Source organism: Tsuneonella aeria (genome assembly GCF_009827495.1).
GTDB lineage: Bacteria > Pseudomonadota > Alphaproteobacteria > Sphingomonadales > Sphingomonadaceae > Tsuneonella > Tsuneonella aeria.
Genome location: NZ_WTZA01000001.1, coordinates 431,396 through 452,258, shown reverse-complemented (window position 1 = coordinate 452,258; position 20,863 = coordinate 431,396). Strand labels below are relative to the sequence as shown.

Sequence of the window (20,863 nt, the reverse complement as noted above, 5' to 3'; positions counted from 1 at the left end):
AACCCGATCGTCGTTCTCGTCCGCCCGCAGTTGGGGGAGAACATCGGGACGGCAGCGCGGGCGATGCTGAACTTCGGGCTGACCGAGATGCGCCTTGTCGAACCGCGCGACGGGTGGCCCAACCCTGCGGCAGGGCCGGCGGCGGCGGGTGCCGACGTGGTGCTTGAAAAGGCCCGCGTGTTCGCCACGACGGCCGAGGCGGTTGCCGATTGCGCGCATGTGTACGCCACCACGGTGCGGAAACGGGGTGTCTCGAAACCGGTCCTGACGCCGGAGGACGCCGCGCGGGAGATGCACGGCAACCCTGGGCGCAGCGCGATCCTGTTTGGCCCCGAGCGGTCGGGACTGGAGACCGAGGACGTCGCCCTCGCGCGGGCCATCCTGACCGTCCCGATCAACCCGGAATTCGGTTCCCTCAACCTGGCGCAGGCGGTGATTATCGCCGCCTACGAATGGTCGAAAACCCAGGCCCTCAGCTCACCCACCGCCAAGGAGCTGCTGCCGCCCGCCCCGCAGGAAGAGCTCGACGGGATGATCGCCCAGCTCGAAGCCATGCTTGAACCAAAAGGATTTTTCCGGCCGGAAAGCCGCCGCCCGCATACGCGCCGCACGTTGCGCACCCTGTTAAGCAAACCGGGCTGGAACCACCTGGAGGTCCGGACGATGCGCGGCGTGCTGAGCCATCTTGCCAAACCCGACCGCGACTAGGGGCATCCAACGCATTCTCCGGCGGGATGCACTGCTCTCGGTGAGCGGTCGCGGATCAACCGCGCAGCCGATCCCACTCCTCGGTCTCGTAGGCGATGGAAGCTTCGACGAGCCGCTCCCACAAGTCGCCAATCGCCTTGCCGGGCAGGTTGCGCGCAGAGGCGTCGGAGACAGCGGCCGAAATGACCGCCGCTTTGCGACCTTCGTCCCGCACGGTTTCGCGATCCGGCTTGATCCGCGCGGCGGCGCGCATGTAGCCGAACCGCCGATCAAGCAGGGCCATCAGTTCCCGGTCCGTTTGATCAACCCCCGCGCGCACTTCGAGCATGGTGGTGCAACTATCAGGCGGAAGGATGGTGTCGGTCATGCCGCGCCGGTTGGCCGCTTCCTGCCGGTTTGTCGAGAGCGCACGGGTTGACCCGGGCGCCTTTCATGCTATGCGCGCGCCTCGCATTTGATCCCGCACCCCGGTGAAGCGGCGATCGCGGCGGACGACACGGTCTGCCGGGCGTACCGGGCTTTGAACATGGCCGCCGTGGCCGTGACAGCAAATGAAGGACCGACATCATGTCGAAGCGCAAGAGCGCCAAGCACAAACTCGACCGCCGCATGGGCGAGAACATCTGGGGTCGCCCGTCGTCCCCCGTCAATCGCCGTTCTTACGGCCCTGGTCAGCATGGCCAGCGCCGCAAGGGCAAGATGAGCGACTTCGGCCTGCAGTTGCGCGCCAAGCAGAAGCTCAAGGGTTACTATGGTGACGTGACGGAAAAGCAGTTCAAGGCGACATATGCCGAAGCTGCGCGCATGAAGGGCGACACCGGTCAGAACCTGATCGGACTGCTCGAGCGCCGTCTCGACATGGTCGTCTATCGCGCCAAGTTCGCGCCGACGATCTTCGCGGCACGTCAGATCGTCAGCCACGGCCACATTCGCGTCAACGGCGTGAAGTGCAACATCGCCAGCCGCCGTATCGCCGCGGGCGACGTGATCAGCCTGGGCGACAAGGCGAAGGAAATGGCGCTCATCATCGAAGCGCAGAGCCTGCCGGAGCGGGACATTCCCGATTACGTCAGCGCCGACGGTACGGACAAGATCACCTTCACGCGCGTTCCCAAGCTGGACGAGGTACCTTACCCCGTGACGATGGAACCGAACCTGGTTGTCGAGTTCTATTCACGCTGATCCGGCTTTCGAATGAAGTCACGAAAAGGGCGGCCCGAACGGCCGCCCTTTTTGCTGTATAGCCGCCTCTCAAAGGCATTCGCCGATAACTTTCAGCAACCTAGGAACTCGCCCACCCCGCGCGCATTGGGAGGGTGAAATGACAAAGTTCCGTTTCGTAACCCCGAACCGTGTCGGAAAATGGTATGCTGATCTTCAGCAGGCCCAAGCGTACGCGAGCCGCATTGGCGCCGGTTTTCTCGATCGCCTGTCGGGCCGGTTCGTCGCCTACCCGGGCACTGCCATGGAACAGCGCGACTTTGCGCGGTGACGTCGGCGGCGGCGTTACGCCCCGCCCGAATACCTTTCGAAAAAGGCTGTCGCGAATGGCGTCATCGCCTCTTCGGCGATGGCCGTTCGCATGCTCGACATGAGTTGCTGATAGAACGACAGGTTGTGCTCGGTCAGCAGCATCGCGCCGAGCATTTCACCCGCCTTCGTCAGATGATGCAGGTAAGCGCGGCCGTACGTGCCGCACACGCTGCAAGAACACTCCGCATCGAGCGGCCCAGTGTCCTCCGCATGGCGAGCGTTCCGTAGATTGAGCGGCCCGCTCCACGTGAACGCCTGGCCGTTGCGTCCGGAGCGCGTGGGCAGCACGCAATCGAACATGTCCACGCCGCGCAGGACCGCGCCCACGAGGTCGTCGGGCTTCCCCACCCCCATAAGGTAGCGCGGACGGTCTGCCGGGAGCTGACCCGGCGCGAAGTCGAGCGTCGCAAACATGGCCTCCTGCCCCTCCCCCACGGCGAGACCACCGATGGCGTAGCCGTCGAAACCAATCTCCTGCAGTGCACCTGCCGACCGTGCGCGCAGCCGCTCGTCAAGCGCGCCCTGCTGAATGCCGAATAGGGCCGACCGCGCGGCATGCTCCCCGCCCTCGTCGAATGCATCGCGGCTCCGGCGAGCCCAGCGCATCGAGCGCTCCATGCTCACCTCGATCTCACCAAGCGGACGGTCCGCACGCGGGCATTCGTCGAATGCCATGACGATATCGCTGCCCAGCAATCGCTGGATTTCCATCGATCGTTCGGGTGTCAGCATATGGCGCGAGCCGTCGATATGGCTGCGGAAGGACACGCCCTCCTCCGTCAACTTTCGCAGGTCGGCCAGGCTCATCACCTGGTATCCACCGCTGTCGGTCAGGATCGGCCGGTCCCAGTTCATGAAGCGGTGCAACCCGCCCAGGCGTGCGACCCGCTCCGCACCCGGGCGGAGCATCAGGTGGTACGTATTTCCCAGTATTATGTCCGCGCCGGTCTCGCGGACGGTCTCCGGCTTCATCGCCTTTACCGTCGCGGCGGTGCCCACGGGCATGAAGGCAGGTGTGCGGATCTCTCCGCGCTCCATTGCAATCGTCCCGGTGCGCGCCTTGCCGTCCGTGGCGGAGATCGAAAATGCGAAGCGGGCCATGGGGTGCCGATCAGAAACCGTAAACAAAGCCGAAGCGCGTCATCGTGTCGGTGGTGGCGCGGCCGATCGCCGGCTCGCTGTCGTAATCGACCGAATAGGAGACGCGGGTGCTGAGTCGCCGCGTGACCTTGGCCTCCAGCCCGGACACGAGGTTCACGGTCGTGCTGCGGGAATCAACCAGTGCTACAGCTGCCCCGCCGGCCGCGGCCACCGCGTTGGCATCCTGGGTAAAGATCAGCCCTTCTGCGATCCGCCAGTCGAAATCGAGGCCGAACAGGCCGGCCAGTCGGCTGTCCCGTCCCCCGTCCACGAAATGCGTGACGCGGTACGCCGGACCCGTCTTGATCGAAAGGTCCATCTTCGGCCCGTGGACCAGGCGATATCCGACGCCGCCGGAAACGGCATAGCGGCCGGCGAAGCCCTGGAAACGGTCACGTTCGTATTGCGCCAGGCCATAGGCGAACAGACCTTCCCGGATCTCGATTCGCGGTTCGTACAAGGCGGTGAGCTGGTCGCGCGTTGTCTGGCCGCGAGAACGCTGGACATCGGCTCGCCCGGTGAGCTTGTGGCTCCAGGCGGGGCCAGTGCGCGTGAGGGTTACCGAGCCGCCGATGCCGGCATTGTCGGAATTGCCGGTGGAGCGGAAGCCGCTGAGTTCGCCGCGCCCTTTCCACAGGTCGAACACGCCCGCATTGCGCCGCGCCTCTGCCAGCGCCGCATCCTCGGCGGCGGCCGCCGCGGCATGCTGCGCATGGAAGTCGCGCTCCAAAGCGTCGACCTCCGCGACATCGCCAGGATAGGCAGCGCGGGCGATTTCGGCGACCGTGGCGACCTTGGCGGCGTCCCCCGTGGCGATGGCGGCACGGATCATGTCACGCACAGGCGCGGGAAGCGCCGCATTCGCGGACATCGTCCATGCCAGGCCCGAAAATGCCAGAAAGATGGTTGTTTTCAGCATCGCCGCGGCGTTAGCGCGTCAGCTCCGCAGTCGCCACCCCGAGCGAAAGATCCAAGCGATGACTGCGATGCACAGTGCCAGGAACACGAGTGTCAGACCCAGCGAGACGCCGATGCTCACATCCGCCTCTCCATAGAAAGTCCAGCGCAGGCCGTTCACCAGATATACGATTGGATTGAACAGCGCGACCGTGCGCCACGGTTCGGCGAGCATGTCGATCGAATAGAAGGTACCGCCAAGGAACGTCAGTGGAGTGAGGATCAGCATCGGAACCATTTGCAGCTTCTCGAACCCTTCGGCCCAGACGCCGAGGATGAAGCCGAGCAGCGAGAAACTTGCGCTGACGAGAACGATATAAAGAACCGCCAATACCGGGTGTGCAACTGTATAGTCGACGAACAGGTTCGCAGTCAGCAGTATCACCGCCGCAAGGATCAGGCTCTTGGTTGCCGCGGCGCCCACGAAGCCGATCAGCGTTTCCGCGACCCCCACTGGTGCCGAAAGAAGTTCATAGATGGCGCCCGTGAAGCGCGGCATGTAAATGCCGAAGCTGGCGTTGCTGGTGCTTTCGCTGAGCAGAGTGAGCATCAGCAGGCCGGGCACGATGAACGCCCCGTAGTCGACCCCGCCCACCGCGCGCATCTGGCCGCCTATCGCGGCGCCGAACACGATGAAATAGAGGCTGGTGGTCAGCACCGGCGACACCAGCGAGCCAAAAACCGTGCGCATGAAGCGCATGAGTTCGTTGCGGTAGATCGCGTACGTAGAGCGCCAGCCGATCATGCGACGCCGTCCTCCACCAGGTTGACGAAAATATCCTCAAGGCTCGATTCTATCTGGTCGAGCGCCATGAAAGGTATGTCTTCCCTGGAGAGCGCCTGGGCGATTGCGGCCACCTCCGCCTTGCCCTGCCCTGCCCCGTTGCCGCCGCGATACACCAGCGTCCTGCCGTCGTCTTCCAAATGGAGGGAATATGCGCACAAGCTATGCGGCACGGCAGCGAGCGGCTGCGCCAGGCGGAAACGCGCTTCCGTTCGGCCGAGCCGTGCCATGATCGCGGCCTTGTCGTCCACCAGCAGCAGGCGCCCCTTGTCGATCACTCCCACCCGGTCGGCCATCTCTTCCGCCTCCTCGATGTAGTGGGTGGTGAGGATCACGGTGACGCCCTGTTCACGCAGCACGCCAATCTGGCGCCACATGTCGCGCCGCAGTTCCACATCCACGCCAGCGGTTGGCTCGTCGAGAAAGAGGAGCTCAGGATCGTGGCTCAGCGCCTTTGCGATCAGCACCCGCCGCTTCATCCCTCCGCTGAGCGCGCGGATCTGTTCGCGCCGCTTGTCCCACAGGCTGAGCGAACGCAGCACCTCCTCGATTCTGGCAGCATTGGGCGCGCAGCCAAACAATCCCCGCGAATAGGCGACCTGCCGCTCGACAGTGTCGAACATGTCGAAGCCAAGCTCCTGCGGCACCAGCCCGATCCGGCGCCGCGCGCTGCGCCAATCCGTTCGCAGGTCATGCCCGAATGCGCGAATATTGCCGCCGGTCGCGCGCACGATTCCGCAGACAGCGCCGATCAACGTCGTCTTCCCGGCACCGTTCGGTCCCAGCAACGCGAAGATTTCCCCACGGCGGATCGTGAGATCCACGCCATCGAGCGCCGTCAGCCCACTGGGATAGACCTTAGTGAGCCCTTCGATTTCGAGAATCGTATCCATCCGCCACGAACCTTGCTGCGGCAGACGGAACAGGTCAAACAGGGGCCACCCGGTTTTCCGGCAGGCGCCGGCAGATGGTCGGTCGGGCCGGACCGAAAAGTGGATCGCCGCGTTACAACTGCAAACCCATCAACATCGGAGGAAACAGATGAAGGGCTACCACGACAACATCGAGACCGTGACCGAAGACAACGCTGATTTCCGACGCGTGCTCTACACCGGCCACAACCTTCAGCTTGTCGTGATGACCCTGAAGCCGGGCGAGGAAATCGGCGCCGAGGTGCACGACGATCGCGACCAGTTCTTCCGCTTCGAAGCGGGTGAAGGCGAAGTCACCGTCGATGACAATCGTTATGCGGTGAAGGCTGACGACGCGATCATCGTGCCCCAGGGTGCGCGGCACAACGTGCGCTGCACCGGCGACGAGCCGCTGAAGATGTACACGATCTACAGCCCGCCCGAACATATCGACGGAACCGTTCACCGCACCGCTGAAGAGGCGAACGCGGCGCACGAGCACTTTGACGGGAAAACGACCGAATAGGAGAACTCAGGGGAGCAACAGCGAGGAATCGCCGTAGCTGTAGAAGCGATAGCCGTGGCTGATGGCGTGGGCGTATACGGCCTGCATCCGCTCCCGCCCCATCAGCGCGCTTACAAGCATGAACAGTGTTGATCGGGGAAGGTGGAAGTTGGTCATCAACCCGTCCACCGCGTGAAAGCGGTAGCCGGGGGTGATGAAGATCGACGTGTCGCCCTCAAAGGCATGGATACCATCAGCCCTGGCTGCGCTTTCCAGAAGGCGAAGGCTCGTCGTCCCTACTGCGATCAGGCGTCCGCCCGCTGCGCGCGCCGCATTGAGCCGGGCGGCGGTTTCGGCGTCGATCCGGCCCCATTCGGCGTGCATCGCGTGGTCGGTGGTATCTTCTGCCTTCACCGGCAGGAATGTGCCCGCCCCGACATGCAGGGTAAGCATTTCACGACCCACGCCCGCTGCATCAAGCGCCGCGATCAGCTCCGGCGTGAAGTGGAGCGCAGCGGTGGGCGCGGCAACGGCGCCGTCCTTGTCCGCGAACATGGTCTGATAATCGGCGCGATCCGCGTCATCGGTTGGACGCTTGCCCGCGATGTATGGCGGTAGTGGCATGCTCCCTGCCCGCTCCAGTAGGACCTCCACCGGGTCATCGCCGTCGAAGGCCAGAGTCCACGATCCATCCGCGTGGCGGGTTTCGGCGCTGGCTGTGACACCGGCGGGAAAAGCGATTGTATCCCCCTCCCGCAGCCGTTTGGCGTTGCGGATGAACGCCTGCCAGCGCCTGAGATCGATACGCTTGTGCAGCGTGGCGCCGATCCGCGCATCGCCCCGCTTCCCTTCCAACTGCGCGGGGATGACGCGGGTATCGTTGAATACCAGAACGTCACCGGGACGCAGGAACGAGGGCAGGTCACGCACCGTGCGGTCGGTGAAAGGCCGTTCGCCTTGGGCGACCAGCAGCCGCGCCGCATCACGCGGCCGCGCCGGGCGAAGGGCGATCAGGTCTGGCGGAAGATCGAAATCGAACAGGTCAACACGCATGGCGTGCCGGCCAGGTCAATTGGTCTGCGGCGCGTTCAGCATGTCCGCGGTCACCTCTTCCTGGACCGGGGCGGCAGGCGGGGGCGCAAAGGCCTGCGGCTTGCCGTCCGCTGCGATGGAAGCCTGGACGATTACCGTGGGATTCGCGGGCGGCTCGCCGCGCTGGATCGCGTCGATCCCGTCCATCCCGGCAATAACCCGTCCGAAGTTCGTGTATTTCCGGTCAAGGCTGAAGCGCGGGTAGAACGTAATGAAAAACTGGCTGTTCGCCGAATCGTCGCTTGCGGCGTGCGCCATCGAAATGGTCCCGCGCAGGTGCGGCATCGGGTTGAACTCCGCCTTCAGGTCCGGAAGCGTCGACCCACCACGGCCCGTGCCAGTCGGATCGCCGGACTGCGCCATGAACCCTTCGATCACGCGGTGAAAGATCACCCCGTCATAGAAGCCCTGCCGGGTCAGCGTCTTGATCCGGTCGACGTGCGCGGGCGCCCAATCGGGCATCAGGCGGATGGCGACGCGCTTGCCGTTGGAAAGGTCCAGCAGAAGCACGTTTTCCGGATCGTTCGCGATGGAATAATCGATCGGCGCATAGACACGCGGACCGGCCGGCGCGACTTCGGCCGCAGCGACGGGTGCCTCGGCAGCAGGGGCCGCTGCATCATCCTGCGCGGCGGCGGGAACAGTGACAATCGCCAGCGCGGCGAACGCCGCCGAAGCGAACAGGCGAAGATGCATCTTTGAAGTTCCGTCCGAAATCATGACAATCCTGGCGCCCGCCTCTAGCTGCGGTGGACTGTCGGTTCAATGAATGATCAGAGGTCGCCGCGCCGGCCGATCCGGTCCACGCGGGCGATCACGTCCGCGCGCACCGGTCCGCTGACGAAGGGCGCGATCTCGCCGCCGAACAGGGCGATTTCCTTTACCAGCTTGCTGGCAATGGGTTGCAGCGAGACGTCGGCCATCAAGAACACCGTTTCGATATCCTGGCTCAACTGCTGGTTCATCCCGGCCATCTGGTATTCGTATTCGAAGTCCGCCACCGCGCGAAGGCCGCGAACAATCACGCTGGCGCCCATCTTTTCCGCCCAGTGCATGAGCAGTGCGTTGAAGCCGACGACTTCGACGTTTTCGAGGCCAAGCGAGGCGACTTCGCGCTTCACCATCGCCATGCGCTCGTCGGGCGTGAACATCGGGTCCTTGCTGGGATTGGTCGTCACGCCGATGATCAGGCGGTCGACGAGCTTGCTCCCGCGCCGGATGATGTCGGCATGGCCCAGCGTAATGGGATCGAACGTACCCGGGTAGATGCCGATCCGTTCGGCCGGGGCTGCACGGTTCACTCAAGTGTTCCTTTCGACAACGTAGCGTGCAAGCGCCCGCAACAGGTCTGCCTCAGTTCCATAACTACCGAGATGCCCAATCGCTTGCTCGACAAGGGCGCGAGCCTGTCGGCGGGCATCATTCCGGCCCATCAGGCTGACGAAAGTCGCCTTGCCGGCGGCATCGTCCTTGCGCAGGGCCTTGCCTGCCAATGCCTCGTCACCCTCCACGTCGAGGAGGTCGTCCGCAATCTGGAACGCCAGCCCGATGTCACGGGCATAGGCGCGAAGGTGCCCCCGCCCCTCCTCCGGCACGCGGGCGAGGACCGCGCCCATTTCCACTGCCGCGCTCAGCAGCGCCCCGGTCTTGAGCTGCTGCAGGCGCGTGATCGTGTGGAGGTCGTAACGTTGGCTGCCGGCGGCCATGTCCATCATCTGCCCGCCCGCCATGCCGCCCCATCCGCTAGCGACGGCCAGCGTCGCGACAAGCTCGGCCCTCACGAACGGATCGCCGCTCGTTTCAGGCGCCGAGAGAATCTCGAACGCCAGTGCGTGGAGCGAATCGCCTGCAAGAACTGCGGTCGCTTCATCGAACGCCTTGTGCACCGTGGGCTTGCCGTGGCGCAGATCGTCATCGTCCATGCACGGCAGGTCATCATGGACCAGGGAATAGGCATGGATCGCCTCCACCGCGCATCCGACCCGAACGGCGGCACTGCGATCCGCCCCATGCAGCGTCGCCACCGACACGGTCAGAAGGGGGCGCACACGCTTGCCCCCGCCAATCGCGGCATAGCGCATCGCCTCGACCAGCTGCGCGCGCGTATCGTCGGGGACGGGCAGGATGCTTTCGAATGCGGCGTCGACCTCGCGCTGGATCCGCGCGAGCGCCGCCTCCAGAGGGCCATTCCCAAGCATGCCGGGTTGCGCCACGGTGGTCAGCTTTCGCTGTCGAACGGAACCGCGTGACTGGCGCTGCCGTCGGGACGCTGCACGATCTTCTCGATCCGCGCCTGAGCGGTGTCCAGGCGGGCCTGGCAATGCTTCCGCAGCGCCTCCCCCCGTTCGTAGAGCGCAATGGACTGGTCCAGCGGGACGTCGCCGCTTTCCAGCCTGGCCACAACCTGTTCGAGCGCGCGGAGGGCATCCTCGAACGACAGGTTCGCGATATCGGAATTTTCGTCTGCCATCCCCTCTGCATTGACCGGCACGGCGCACCCGGTCAAGCTGCCAGCAAGGGGAGCAAGTGGGGACGCGGGTGGCTGGATACGACGTGGTCGCGGCAAGGGAGCCGGCATGTTCATAGGTCACTGGGCGCCGGCGCTGGCCGCCGCGGCCGTCATGCCCACGCGCCCGCGCCTCGGGACCCTGTTTATCGCGGCCCAGCTGGTGGACTGGGCGTTCTTCGCGCTACTGTTGTTAGGTGTGGAGGACATGCGCCTCGCCCCGGGGATCACGCACATGAACCCGATGGACCTCTACCACATGCCATATACCCACAGCCTCGCCGGGACCGCGGCATTCGGCGCGGTGTTTGCTGCGGTCGTGTGGGCCTGGCGGCGAGATGTGCCGCTGGCGCTGGCGGCGGGCGCGGTGGTGATCAGTCACTGGCTGATCGACCTCTTGGTGCACCGCCCCGACCTGACGATTGCAGGCGCACCGCCGAAGCTGGGGCTTGGCCTGTGGGACGTTCCTGAAATTGCCATGCCGCTGGAGCTGGGGCTGACCCTTGGCGCGCTGGCCTTTTACCTGCGGCGCACGCGCGGTCCGGCCCTGCCGGCGATCGTGCTCGGCTTGATGATGATAGGCCTGCAGGCCGTGAACTGGTTCGGGCCGACGCCTACGGCCGTCGATGCAAGCATCAGCGTGACCGCCTTTTTCGCATATGGCGTCGTGACTCTATGTGCATGGTGGCTGGGAAAGACACGAATTCACAGGCGTCCAGGTCTAGCCCCGGCGGCACCGCGCGGCTAAGGGCGCGGCCATGGCCGAAATCACCCAGGATGTCGTCGAGGCCCATGGCCTCAGCCCCGAGGAATACGAGCGCGTGCTGCACGCGATGGGGCGGGAGCCGAACCTCGTGGAGCTCGGCATCTTTTCGGTCATGTGGTCCGAACACTGCAGCTACAAGTCGAGCCGCCTGCATCTCAAGAAGCTGCCGACCGAAGCGCCGTGGGTCATCTGCGGCCCGGGTGAGAACGCGGGCGTGATCGACATCGGCGACGGGCAAGCGGCGATCTTCAAGATGGAGAGCCACAACCACCCCAGCTATATCGAACCCTACCAGGGCGCCGCGACGGGCGTAGGTGGCATCTTGCGGGATGTGTTCACGATGGGCGCGCGGCCGGTCGCCAACATGAACGCGCTGCGTTTCGGCAGGCCCGATCACCCGAAGATGAAGCACCTGGTGAAGGGCGTGGTCGCCGGAATCGGCGGATACGGCAACTGCGTCGGCGTGCCCACAGTGGGCGGCGAGACCAACTTCCACCCTGCCTACGACGGCAACATCCTGGTGAACGCCATGACAGTTGGCGTCGCCGATGCCGACAAGATCTTCTACTCCGCTGCGACCGGCGTGGGCAATCCGATCGTCTACGTCGGCTCCAAGACAGGGCGCGACGGGATCCACGGCGCCACCATGGCCAGCGCTGATTTTGCCGAAGACGCGGAGGCGAAGCGTCCGACGGTGCAGGTCGGCGATCCGTTCACCGAGAAACTGCTCATCGAGGCTTGCCTCGAGCTGATGGCGACCGACGCGATCGTCGCGATTCAGGATATGGGCGCAGCCGGCCTCACTTCCTCCAGCGTGGAGATGGCGACCAACGGTAAGGCGGGCATCCGCCTCGTGATGGACAACGTCCCCTGCCGCGAAGAAGGCATGACGCCCTACGAGATGATGCTGTCCGAGAGTCAGGAGCGCATGCTCATGGTCCTGAAGCCCGGCCGCGAGGCTGAGGCGGAGGCGATCTTCCACAAGTGGGAACTGGATTTCGCGGTGATCGGCGAAGTGACCGACACCGGGCACATGGTGCTCGAATGGCAGGGCGAAGTCGTCGCCGACATCCCCCTCGGGCCGCTCGCCGCCGACGCGCCTCTTTACGACCGGCCGGCGATGAGCCGCGAGGAATACAAGGCCTGGGCGCAGGTGAACCCGCTTCGCGAAGTGCCGCACAGCACCGACATCGGCGCGGACTTGCTCAAACTGATGGCCAGCCCAGACCTCGCATCGCGCCGCTGGATATGGGAGCAATACGATAGCCAGGTCGGCGCCGACACGCTCCAGCTGTCGGGCGGCGACGCGGCGGTGGTGCGCGTCCACGGCACCCGCAAGGCGCTGGCGATGACCACCGATTGCACCCCGCGATATTGCTACGCCGATCCATACGAAGGGGGAAAGCAGGCCATCGCCGAGGCTTACCGCAATCTTTGCGCGGTGGGTGCGCGTCCGCTGGCGGTGACGAACTGCCTCAATTTCGCGAACCCGCAGCGGCCCGAAATCATGGCACAACTCACGGGCTGCCTGGAAGGCATGGGCGACGCCTGCCGCGCGCTGGACTTCCCCATCGTGAGCGGCAACGTCAGCCTCTATAACGAAAGCAAGGCCACCGGTGGCGGCAGCGCGATCCTTCCGACACCTGCGATCGGCGGCGTCGGCGTGATCGACGACTACGCGAGGATGGCGACGATCGGCTTCAAGTCCGAAGGCGAAGCCCTGATCCTGATCGGCCATACGGCGGGTCACATAGGGCAGAGCCTCTGGCTGCGGGAATGCCATGGGTTTGAAGGCGGCGACGCGCCGCCCGTGGACCTCGACCTCGAACGCAGGCACGCGGAATTCGTGCGTGCGCTTGTGGCAGACGGGCGCTTCAGCGCAGTACACGATTGCTCTGATGGTGGGGCGCTGGTCGCGATTGCGGAGATGGCGCTGGCCGGCAACATCGGCGTCGAGGTCGCCCTGCCCGATGTCCCGACCCCGGCTGCGGTGTTGTTCGGAGAAGACCAGGCGCGGTACCTCGTCAGCACGCCCCAGCCCGACGCCGTCCTGTCGGCAGCAAGCGACGCAGGGGTGTTCGCTGCGACTGTTGGCACGACCGGAGGGATTGCGGTCGGCGGACCGGGGTTCAGCGTCCCCCTCGTCACCTTGCGCGAAGCCAGCGACAGTTTCTTCCGCGACTGGATGGCCGATTGACCATTCGGGTCGGCGTTGGTGGCTGGACGTACGAGCCGTGGCGCGGGGCATTCTATCCCCAGGGCCTGACGCAGAAGCGCGAGCTTGCGTTCGCGGCGCGGGCGCTCACCGCGATCGAGATCAACGCCACATATTACGGACGGCAGAAGCCCCAAAGCTGGCACAATTGGGCCGCTGCGGTGCCCGATGGTTTCGTCTTCAGCGTGAAGGCCTCGAAGTATTGCACCCAGCGCAAGGTGCTCGCTGACAGCGGCGAATCGATCCGCAAGTTCTTGGAGCAAGGCTTCACCGCGCTCGGCGACAAGCTGGGCCCGATCAACTGGCAACTCGCGGACGGCAAGACGTTCGACCGCGACGACTTCGCGCGCTTCCTCGATCTCATCCCGGAAAGGCAGGACGGCGTGCCGCTGCGCCACGCGGTGGAGGTGCGGCACGCCAGCTTCTGCCACCCGGCTTTCCTGGACCTGGCCCGCGCGCGGAACATCGCGGTTGTCTTCGCCGATTCCGATGCCTTTCCCCGTATCGAAGAGCAGACCGCAGACTTCACCTATGCGCGCCTTCAGCGCACCCTCGAGGATATCGATACCGGGTACGACGCCGCCGCGCTCGATGCCTGGGCCCGGCAGGCAAAGGCCTGGGCCGATGGCGATCGCGACGTGTTTATCTATTTCATCTCGGGCGCGAAAGTCCGCAATCCGGCGGCTGCAATGGCCCTGATCGAACGTCTGGCCTCGTAATCCGCCGGGAACCGCGGTAGCTTTCCCGCCGGAGGGCACGCCGATGCAGTATCGCTGGCCGATGTGGCTCGGGCTTGCGCTGGGGATCGGCGCGGTGGCGGCGGGCTGCTGTCGGACACGGCCCGCAGGACCAGTGGCAGCACGCGGCTCTCTACACCGCGCGGGTGGGGTTCCCCCTCCTCATCGTCGCCTATATCGCCCGGCCGCTGCATCGCTCATGCCTGGCGCGTTCAGCAAAGCCGCCCTCGCCCGGCGCAGATGGATCGGGCTCGGCTTCGCGATCAGCCACACGGTCCATCTCGTTGCGCTGGTCATGGCGCTACGGCTGGCAGGACAGATGCCTGAGCCAGTCACGGTGATCGGCGGCGGGTTCGCTTACGTGCTTCTCTATGCGATGGCGTTCACTTCAACCGGCACCGCTCAGCGCCGGCTTGGCAAGTGGTGGAAGCGGCTCCACCGCTTCGGCATCTACTACCTCTGGCTGATATTCGTGCTGAGCTATCTCGGCCGGGCCTTCGACCCGGAGCGGAGGTGGATCGGCGTGATCTTCGGTTCGATCGCGCTGGCTGCCGCGGGGTTGCGGCTTACAGCCTGGGTTAAATCACGCGGCGCGCGGCCCGTCGCTGTCACCTGACGTGCCCAGCCCGATCGAGAAGCGCGATTCAGGCCGCCATATCCTTGCCGAGCAAGTCGTAAGGGTCGATCCCTTCGCGGCGCCATACGTCATGGCAGGTTTTGTACCAGACCGCGGGCGTGATCCCGAGCTGTTCCCGCGCCATGGCGAGGTCCATCGCCAAGAGCTCGCGGATCGACATGTGGACCAGCGGCGGGCACGCCTTGCCCAGGCGATGTGCCTCCCGCACCGCGCGCCACACCGGCGCCTTGCTGCGCACCTGCCTGGTGATGTTGTAAGCCCCCGCATAACCAAGCAGCAGGTGTCCCGCGGCCGGCTGCTGGCCGTGGGTGAAGAGCAGAACGCATTGTTCCCCCAGCGCGTCGCGGCCATAGCCGGTGAGGATGTGCATCAGGTCGTGGGTGTCGCGCTGGCGAAACCCGTACCATTCGATGAGATCGCCGTATTTCGGGCGGCCGATCTTGTCCGATTCCGCGACGAGGCCTGCTGCCGAGAGCCCCTCCCGTTCCATGAAATCGCAATAGGCGTGGGCGACGGAACCCTTGGGCATTTTGCGCAAGGCAGAATGATCGTCGAGCATCGGCGGAAGGAACGGTTCGGCCGCGCGTAGGGCCTCGCCTTCAGGGCTCAGCGTCATGGAGCGAGCGCGGGGGATGAAATCTTTCGACGGGAGCGATTCGTAGATTTCGAACACCAGCGCGGTGTTTTCCTTGTCCTTGACCAGCTCCCCGAACTTGCGAAGGGCGCGGCGGATATCGCGCTTCGGTTCCGGCCGGGCGGGATTGCGAAACAGGGTGCCGTCCGCGGCGCATGCGGAACCGGCCTCGGCATTCGGGATCGGTTGCAGGTCGGTCATCGAGAGCCGTTTACTGACATTCATGTCAATATAGCGCCGTCACCAGGCCACGCAAAGAGAGTTCCTATTTCGCAATCCAATCGCTTCTTGGAATTCCCAAAAGCGAGAGAATTGCGGTGAGGTCCCCCCGATCGACCGTTCCGTCAGCCGCAGCGCGGGCTTTTGGCTTGGCGTGGTAGGCGATCCCCCAGGTCGCGGCTTCGATCATCGGAATGTCGTTCGCTCCGTCCCCGGTGGCGAGGCTCGTGACATCCCCGCCCAGCTGCGCGACTTCGTCCAGCAGGACCTGGCGCTTGACGGCGCTGTCCACGATCCCGCCGGCGAGCGCACCGGTGAGTGCACCGTCGGCGACGCCGAGTCGATTGGCGACCACGCGGTCGAACCCCAGTTGTCCCGCCACGGGATCGGCGAAATGGTGGAAGCCGCCCGTCACCAGCACGCTGCGGCATCCCCGCGCCTTCAGCGTGGCGACGAGGGTGCCCGCGCCGTCCATAGGGCGGATGCGCTCCGCCAGGCAGGATTCGATCGCGCTTTCCGCCATCCCGCCCAGCAGCCCCACCCGCTCGCCGAGCGCGCTGGCGAAATCAAGTTCGCCCAGCATCGCCCGTTCGGTGATGGCGGAAACTTGGTCCTTCAGCGACGCGAAATCCGCCAGCTCGTCGATGCATTCCTGGCCGATCATCGTCGAATCCATGTCCGAGACGAACACGCGCGGCGCGGTGATTTCGTGTGGAGAGACGAGCACGTCCACCGGCGCGAAATGATCGTCGATCACCCGGCGCAGCACGCGCGGATCGCCTTCGGGCAGGGAAAGCTCCAGCACGTCGCCGCAGAAATCGAGCATCGCCGCTTCGGCCACCCGCAGCCCCGCGCCCTCCAGCGCCGCGATCGCCGCGTCGAGCCGTGTTTCCAGGTTGTGCGGGTCTGCTATCAACCGCGCGATGAGCACTGCGACATCTCCGGAAACCCGCGGCGAACGGCCGCCGCTCGCGCTCATCGCAGGGCCCACCGCGAGCGGCAAGAGCGATCTGGCGGTGCGCCTGGCCCTCGCCGCCATTGCGCAGGGACGCCGCGCGGTGGTGATCAACGCGGACAGCGCGCAAGTCTACGCCGACCTGCGGGTCCTCAGCGCGCGCCCTTCCGGAGAAGACATGCGCGGTGTGCCGCACCGCCTGTTCGGCACCTGGGACGCCGGCGTCGCCTGTTCGGCCCCCCAATGGGCAGCCGCCGCCCGCGCGGAGATTGCGCAGGCCCACGCCGAAGGTGGCCTGCCGATCCTTGTCGGGGGAACCGGGCTCTACCTCCAGACACTGCTTCACGGCATCGCACCGATGCCACCGATCGATCCCGGCGTTCGCGCTAAAGTCCGCGCGATGCCGGTGGGGGACGCTTACGCCGAGCTGGTGCGGGCCGACCCCGAGCGCGCGGCGCGGCTGGCCCCCGCCGACACGACGCGCGTGGCGCGGGCGCTGGAGGTCGTGCGCTCGACCGGCCACCCGCTGGCGTACTGGCAGCAGCGGCGCGAAGGCGGCATCGGGGACAGCATGGCCTTGTCACCGCTGGTCCTGGGCGCCGACCGCGACTGGTTGAGCGCACGCTGCGATCGGCGCTTCGAGGCCATGGTCGCCGGGGGCGCGGCGGACGAGGTATCCGCCCTCCTCGCCCGCAACCTCGACCCCATGCTCCCGGCGATGCGGGCGATCGGGGTTCGGGAGATTGCCGCGTGGCAGGCGGGCACGCTCACCCGCGCCCAGGCGATCGCCGCCGGACAGCTGGCAACGCGGCAGTATGCGAAGCGTCAGGCCACCTGGTTCCGCAACCAGCCTCCCGCCCACTGGCCTCGCGCCTCGGCAGAGCACATTGCCGGGATAGCAAAAGTTGAAACATTATTCCCAAATCTGCGGTTGACGTAGCAACATCATTCCATCTAACCCGACAGGTACTCGACGAGAGCAGACCCGGCGCGTTGTCCCCGCGTCGGGTCGTATTTTTATCGTGGCCCTGGGTATCGGGCGCTGATCGAAGAATGGAGTGTGCGGTGGCAGAGCGCAGCGGCGCCCGAATCCTGATCGATTGCCTGGTTTCGCAGGGCGTCGAATACGTCTTCGGTTATCCCGGCGGCGCCGTGCTGCCGATCTACGACGAACTGTTCGCCGAAGCGCCGGAGGGCGGCCGCATCCGCCACATCCTCGTCCGGCACGAGGCCGGCGCCGCCCACGCGGCCGAAGGATACGCGCGCAGCACCGGCAAGCCGGGCGTGGTGCTCGTCACCAGCGGTCCCGGCGCGACCAATGCCGTGACCGGCATCGCGGATGCCTACATGGATTCGATCCCCCTGGTCGTGATCACCGGCCAGGTTTCCACACCGCTCATCGGCACGGATGCGTTCCAGGAAGTCGACACGATCGGCATCACCCGCCACTGCACGAAGCACAACTACCTGGTGAAGGATCCCGCGCGCCTGCAGGCGACGATCGAGGAGGCTTTCGAGATTGCCACCACCGGTCGCCCGGGACCCGTGCTGGTCGACATTCCCAAGGACGTGCAGGTCGCCCTGGCTGAACAGGAACAGTGCCCGTCCGCCCGCGCCGCGGCCCGCTACAGCCCGCCCTCGGCCGGCACGGACGATGCCATTGCAGACGCGGTCGCCATGATCGCGGGTGCGGAACGCCCGGTGTTCTATACCGGCGGCGGCGTAATCAACGCGGGCCCGGCCGCGAGCGAGCTGCTCCGCCGCCTGCAGAACCTCACCGGCGCGCCCGTTACCAGCACGCTGATGGGCCTCGGCGCGTTTCCGGCGGACCATCCCGACTGGCTCGGGATGCTGGGGATGCACGGCACCTACGAAGCCAACATGGCGATGAACAAGTGCGACGTGATGGTCTGCATCGGCGCGCGGTTCGATGACCGGGTGACGGGGCGGCTCGACGCCTTCAGCCCGGATTCGAAAAAGATCCACATCGATATCGACCGGGCCAGCATGAACAAGACTGTGGCCGTGGACCTGCCGATCCTGGGCGATTGCGCTGTGGTGCTGGAACAGATGATCGAGGCCTGGGGAAACCGGCGCGGCCGCGATCTTGGCGAATGGAAGGCGCGGATCGCCGGATGGCGTGCGCGGGAAAGCCTCGCCTATCCCGCAAGCCGTACGGAGATCATGCCGCAGCGCGCGGTGGAGCGCCTCTTCGCCCTCACCCGCCACCGGGATCCGATCATCACGACCGAGGTCGGCCAGCACCAGATGTGGGCCGCGCAGTATTTCGGATTCTTCGCGCCCAACAAGTGGCTGACCAGCGGCGGTCTTGGCACGATGGGCTATGGCCTTCCCGCCGCGATTGGCGCGCAGCTTGGCAACCCCGATGCGCTGGTGATCGACATCGCGGGCGAAGCGTCGATCCAGATGAACATCCAGGAACTGGGCACCGCCAGCCAGTACCGGTTGCCGGTCAAGGTGTTCATCCTCAACAACGAATACATGGGCATGGTCCGCCAGTGGCAGGAACTGACCTATGAGAGCCGATATTCAAACAGTTACAGCGATTCGTTGCCAGACTTTTTGAAGCTCGCCGAAGCCTATGGCTGGAAGGGCATCCGCATTTCGGACGAGGCGGACCTCGATGCCGGCATCCAGGCCATGATCGACCATGACGGGCCGGTGATCGTCGATTGCCAGGTTTCGAAGGAGGCGAACTGCTTCCCGATGATCCCCAGCGGCGCGGCGCACACCGACATGCTGCTGTATGGCGACCGCGTCGAAGGCACGATGGACGACGAAGCCAAGGCTCTGGTTTAGGGGCGCCCGCAGATGCACATCACGCAACAAACGGCCGAGCGCCACGTGCTCGCCATTACCGTCGATAACGAGGCCGGCATCCTCGCCAAGATCGCCGGCATGTTCACCGCGCGCGGGTACAACATCGACAGCCTGACCGTGGCAGATATTTCGGAAAACCACGCGGTCAGCCGGATAACGATCGTCACCAACGGGCCGGATCACGTGATCGACCAGATCCGCGCCCAGCTCGAGCGGTTGATCCCGGTGCACAAGGTCGTCGACCTGACCGAGGCAGGCCCTCACGTCGAGCGGGAGCTGGCGCTGGTCAAGGTGTCAGGCACCGGGGAGAAACGGGTGGAAGCGCTGCGCCTCGCCGGCATATTCCGGGCCAAGCCGGTCGACACCACCACGGCGAGCTTCATCTTCGAGATCACCGGCGCGCCGGAGAAGATCGACAGTTTCATCGCGCTGATGCGCGAGCTTGGCCTGGTGGAGGTCGGCCGCACAGGCATCGTCGGCATGATGCGCGGGGCGGAAGGGGCCTAGGCAATGTACATTCGCGCCAAACAAACCCTCGTCGTCCCGGGGCTGACCAGGGACTAACCTTCCTCCGCGGCGCTCGAAGAAAAAACCTGGCCCGGATCACGCCGGGCCGACGATACATCTGATTGTGAGGACCGATACGTGAAAGTCTATTACGAAGCCGATGCCGACCTGAACCTGGTCACGGGCAAGAAGATCGCCATCGTCGGTTATGGCAGCCAGGGCCATGCCCACGCCCAGAACCTGCGCGACAGCGGGGTGAAGGACGTGGGGGTCGCGCTGCGCGAAGGTTCGGCAACGGCCCGCAAGGCCGAGGACGCCGGTTTCCGCGTAATGTCCAATCGCGATGCCGCCGAATGGGCCGACGTCATCATGATTCTCGCGCCCGACGAACATCAGGCGGCTATCTGGGAAGACGATCTCAAGGGCCGCATGAAGCCCGGCAGCGCGATCGCTTTCGCCCACGGGCTCAATGTCCATTTCGGCCTGATCGAGCCGCCGGCCGATATCGACGTGATCATGATCGCGCCCAAGGGGCCGGGACACACCGTCCGCTCCGAATACCAGCGCGGGGGCGGTGTGCCGTGCCTCATCGCCGTGCACCAGGATGCCACGGGCAACGCCCATGATATCGCGCTGTCCTATGCGGCGGGGCTCGGCGGTGCGCGCAGCGGGGTGATCGAAACGAACTTCAAAGAAGAGTGCGAGACCGACCTGTTCGGGGAACAGGCGGTGCTGTGCGGCGGCATCACGCACCTGATCCAGGCGGGGTTCGAAACGCTGGTGGAGGCCGGATATGCGCCCGAAATGGCCTATTTCGAATGCCTCCACGAAACCAAGCTGATCGTGGACCTGCTGTACGAAGGCGGCATCGCCAACATGCGATATTCCATCAGCAACACCGCCGAATATGGCGACATCACCACCGGCCCGCGGATCATCACCGACGAAACGAAGGCGGAGATGCGGCGCGTGCTGGCCGATATTCAGTCCGGCCGGTTCGTGAAGAACTTCGTGCTCGACAACCGCGCCGGGCAGCCGGAGCTCAAGGCCGCCCGCAAGGCTGCGGAAGCGCATCCGATCGAGCAGGTCGGTGCGAAGCTGCGGGCGATGATGCCGTGGATCGGCAAGAACAAGCTGGTCGACAAGGCCGTCAACTGAGGCAGGCGAACGCAAGCGGAAACATGGCGGCGCGCGCGGCGTTGTCGGGGGAACGTGC

23 protein-coding genes and 1 pseudogene are annotated in these 20,863 nt (G+C 65.3%); 12 read left to right on the top strand and 12 right to left on the bottom strand.

Annotated elements, in window-relative coordinates:
* Positions 1–3: 3 nt before the first annotated feature.
* Positions 4–708, top strand: a pseudogene (locus GRI40_RS02170) (RNA methyltransferase); the annotation flags it as partial.
* Between the two features lie 55 nt (positions 709–763).
* Here the strand turns inward: GRI40_RS02170 and GRI40_RS02165 are convergent.
* A complete protein-coding gene (locus GRI40_RS02165; RefSeq protein ID WP_160609820.1) occupies positions 764–1,075 on the bottom strand; it encodes a chorismate mutase in 312 nt (103 codons plus the stop codon).
* Between the two features lie 200 nt (positions 1,076–1,275).
* Here GRI40_RS02165 and rpsD point away from each other — a divergent pair, with 200 nt between their 5' ends.
* Together rpsD and GRI40_RS13625 are read left to right on the top strand one after the other, a co-directional pair.
* Positions 1,276–1,890 (top strand): 30S ribosomal protein S4, encoded by a 615-nt coding sequence (rpsD, locus tag GRI40_RS02160; protein WP_160609819.1) that lies wholly within the window; start codon positions 1,276–1,278, stop codon positions 1,888–1,890.
* A gap of 139 nt (positions 1,891–2,029) precedes the next feature.
* Entirely contained in the window at positions 2,030–2,200 is a 171-nt protein-coding gene (locus GRI40_RS13625) for a hypothetical protein (RefSeq protein WP_202390117.1), read from the top strand.
* A 14-nt stretch (positions 2,201–2,214) separates the two neighbouring features.
* Here the strand turns inward: GRI40_RS13625 and tgt are convergent, their stop codons facing one another.
* Genes tgt through GRI40_RS02140 form a run of 4 tightly spaced genes read right to left on the bottom strand, consistent with a single transcriptional unit; the run spans position 2,215 to position 6,015 of the window.
* A complete protein-coding gene (gene tgt, locus GRI40_RS02155) occupies positions 2,215–3,342 on the bottom strand; it encodes a tRNA guanosine(34) transglycosylase Tgt (RefSeq protein WP_160609818.1) in 1,128 nt (375 codons plus the stop codon).
* A 10-nt stretch (positions 3,343–3,352) separates the two neighbouring features.
* Positions 3,353–4,300 (bottom strand): DUF481 domain-containing protein, encoded by a 948-nt coding sequence (locus GRI40_RS02150; RefSeq protein WP_160609817.1) that lies wholly within the window; start codon positions 4,298–4,300, stop codon positions 3,353–3,355.
* Positions 4,301–4,318: 18 nt separating this feature from the next.
* Positions 4,319–5,083 carry an ABC transporter permease gene (locus GRI40_RS02145; RefSeq protein ID WP_160609816.1) on the bottom strand — a complete coding sequence of 255 codons (765 nt, stop codon included), beginning with the start codon at positions 5,081–5,083 and terminating at the stop codon, positions 4,319–4,321.
* Positions 5,080–6,015: an ABC transporter ATP-binding protein gene (locus tag GRI40_RS02140; RefSeq protein WP_160609815.1), complete on the bottom strand. Its 936-nt coding sequence runs from the start codon at positions 6,013–6,015 to the stop codon at positions 5,080–5,082. Before GRI40_RS02140 ends, GRI40_RS02145 begins: the two co-directional genes overlap by 4 nt.
* A 148-nt stretch (positions 6,016–6,163) precedes the next feature.
* Here GRI40_RS02140 and GRI40_RS02135 point away from each other — a divergent pair, with 148 nt between their 5' ends.
* On the top strand, positions 6,164–6,559 hold the full coding sequence (locus tag GRI40_RS02135) for a cupin domain-containing protein (protein WP_160609814.1): 396 nt from the start codon (positions 6,164–6,166) through the stop codon (positions 6,557–6,559).
* Between the two features lie 6 nt (positions 6,560–6,565).
* Here the strand turns inward: GRI40_RS02135 and queA are convergent, their stop codons facing one another.
* The 5 genes from queA to GRI40_RS02110 form a co-directional block, all read right to left on the bottom strand.
* Positions 6,566–7,591 (bottom strand): tRNA preQ1(34) S-adenosylmethionine ribosyltransferase-isomerase QueA, encoded by a 1,026-nt coding sequence (gene queA, locus GRI40_RS02130; RefSeq protein ID WP_160609813.1) that lies wholly within the window; start codon positions 7,589–7,591, stop codon positions 6,566–6,568.
* A gap of 15 nt (positions 7,592–7,606) precedes the next feature.
* Positions 7,607–8,326: a peptidylprolyl isomerase gene (locus GRI40_RS02125; RefSeq protein WP_160609812.1), complete on the bottom strand. Its 720-nt coding sequence runs from the start codon at positions 8,324–8,326 to the stop codon at positions 7,607–7,609.
* A gap of 77 nt (positions 8,327–8,403) precedes the next feature.
* Entirely contained in the window at positions 8,404–8,931 is a 528-nt protein-coding gene (coaD, locus tag GRI40_RS02120) for a pantetheine-phosphate adenylyltransferase (RefSeq protein ID WP_160609811.1), read from the bottom strand.
* On the bottom strand, positions 8,932–9,828 hold the full coding sequence (locus tag GRI40_RS02115) for a polyprenyl synthetase family protein (protein ID WP_160609810.1): 897 nt from the start codon (positions 9,826–9,828) through the stop codon (positions 8,932–8,934).
* Between the two features lie 20 nt (positions 9,829–9,848).
* A complete protein-coding gene (locus tag GRI40_RS02110; RefSeq protein WP_160609809.1) occupies positions 9,849–10,100 on the bottom strand; it encodes an exodeoxyribonuclease VII small subunit in 252 nt (83 codons plus the stop codon).
* Between the two features lie 106 nt (positions 10,101–10,206).
* Between GRI40_RS02110 and GRI40_RS02105 the strand changes: the two genes are divergently transcribed.
* The 4 genes from GRI40_RS02105 to GRI40_RS02090 all read left to right on the top strand — a co-directional run bounded on the left by GRI40_RS02105 (position 10,207) and on the right by GRI40_RS02090 (position 14,470).
* Complete coding sequence (locus GRI40_RS02105; protein ID WP_160609808.1) at positions 10,207–10,884, top strand: hypothetical protein; 678 nt, start codon at positions 10,207–10,209, stop codon at positions 10,882–10,884.
* A 10-nt stretch (positions 10,885–10,894) separates the two neighbouring features.
* Entirely contained in the window at positions 10,895–13,099 is a 2,205-nt protein-coding gene (gene purL / locus GRI40_RS02100; protein WP_160609807.1) for a phosphoribosylformylglycinamidine synthase subunit PurL, read from the top strand.
* The gene (locus tag GRI40_RS02095; protein WP_160609806.1) at positions 13,096–13,836 is read left to right on the top strand and encodes a DUF72 domain-containing protein; all 741 of its coding nucleotides are present in this window, start codon (positions 13,096–13,098) and stop codon (positions 13,834–13,836) included. Before purL ends, GRI40_RS02095 begins: the two co-directional genes overlap by 4 nt.
* Positions 13,837–14,053: 217 nt before the next feature.
* On the top strand, positions 14,054–14,470 hold the full coding sequence (locus GRI40_RS02090; RefSeq protein ID WP_160609805.1) for a ferric reductase-like transmembrane domain-containing protein: 417 nt from the start codon (positions 14,054–14,056) through the stop codon (positions 14,468–14,470).
* Between the two features lie 28 nt (positions 14,471–14,498).
* Here GRI40_RS02090 and GRI40_RS02085 read toward each other — a convergent pair whose 3' ends face one another.
* Together GRI40_RS02085 and serB are read right to left on the bottom strand one after the other, a co-directional pair.
* On the bottom strand, positions 14,499–15,326 hold the full coding sequence (locus tag GRI40_RS02085; protein ID WP_160609804.1) for a Coq4 family protein: 828 nt from the start codon (positions 15,324–15,326) through the stop codon (positions 14,499–14,501).
* A gap of 64 nt (positions 15,327–15,390) precedes the next feature.
* Positions 15,391–16,275 (bottom strand): phosphoserine phosphatase SerB, encoded by an 885-nt coding sequence (gene serB / locus GRI40_RS02080; RefSeq protein WP_160609803.1) that lies wholly within the window; start codon positions 16,273–16,275, stop codon positions 15,391–15,393.
* Here serB and miaA point away from each other — a divergent pair.
* The 4 genes from miaA to ilvC all read left to right on the top strand — a co-directional run bounded on the left by miaA (position 16,268) and on the right by ilvC (position 20,805).
* Entirely contained in the window at positions 16,268–17,239 is a 972-nt protein-coding gene (miaA, locus tag GRI40_RS02075; protein WP_160609802.1) for a tRNA (adenosine(37)-N6)-dimethylallyltransferase MiaA, read from the top strand. The two genes, serB and miaA, sit on opposite strands and share 8 nt — an antisense overlap.
* A gap of 113 nt (positions 17,240–17,352) precedes the next feature.
* Positions 17,353–19,119 (top strand): biosynthetic-type acetolactate synthase large subunit, encoded by a 1,767-nt coding sequence (gene ilvB / locus GRI40_RS02070; RefSeq protein WP_160609801.1) that lies wholly within the window; start codon positions 17,353–17,355, stop codon positions 19,117–19,119.
* A 12-nt stretch (positions 19,120–19,131) separates the two neighbouring features.
* Positions 19,132–19,647 carry an acetolactate synthase small subunit gene (gene ilvN, locus GRI40_RS02065; RefSeq protein ID WP_160609800.1) on the top strand — a complete coding sequence of 172 codons (516 nt, stop codon included), beginning with the start codon at positions 19,132–19,134 and terminating at the stop codon, positions 19,645–19,647.
* 138 nt (positions 19,648–19,785) lie between these two features.
* Positions 19,786–20,805, top strand: coding sequence for a ketol-acid reductoisomerase (ilvC, locus tag GRI40_RS02060; RefSeq protein WP_160609799.1), 1,020 nt, complete (start codon positions 19,786–19,788; stop codon positions 20,803–20,805).
* Positions 20,806–20,863 lie beyond the last annotated feature (58 nt).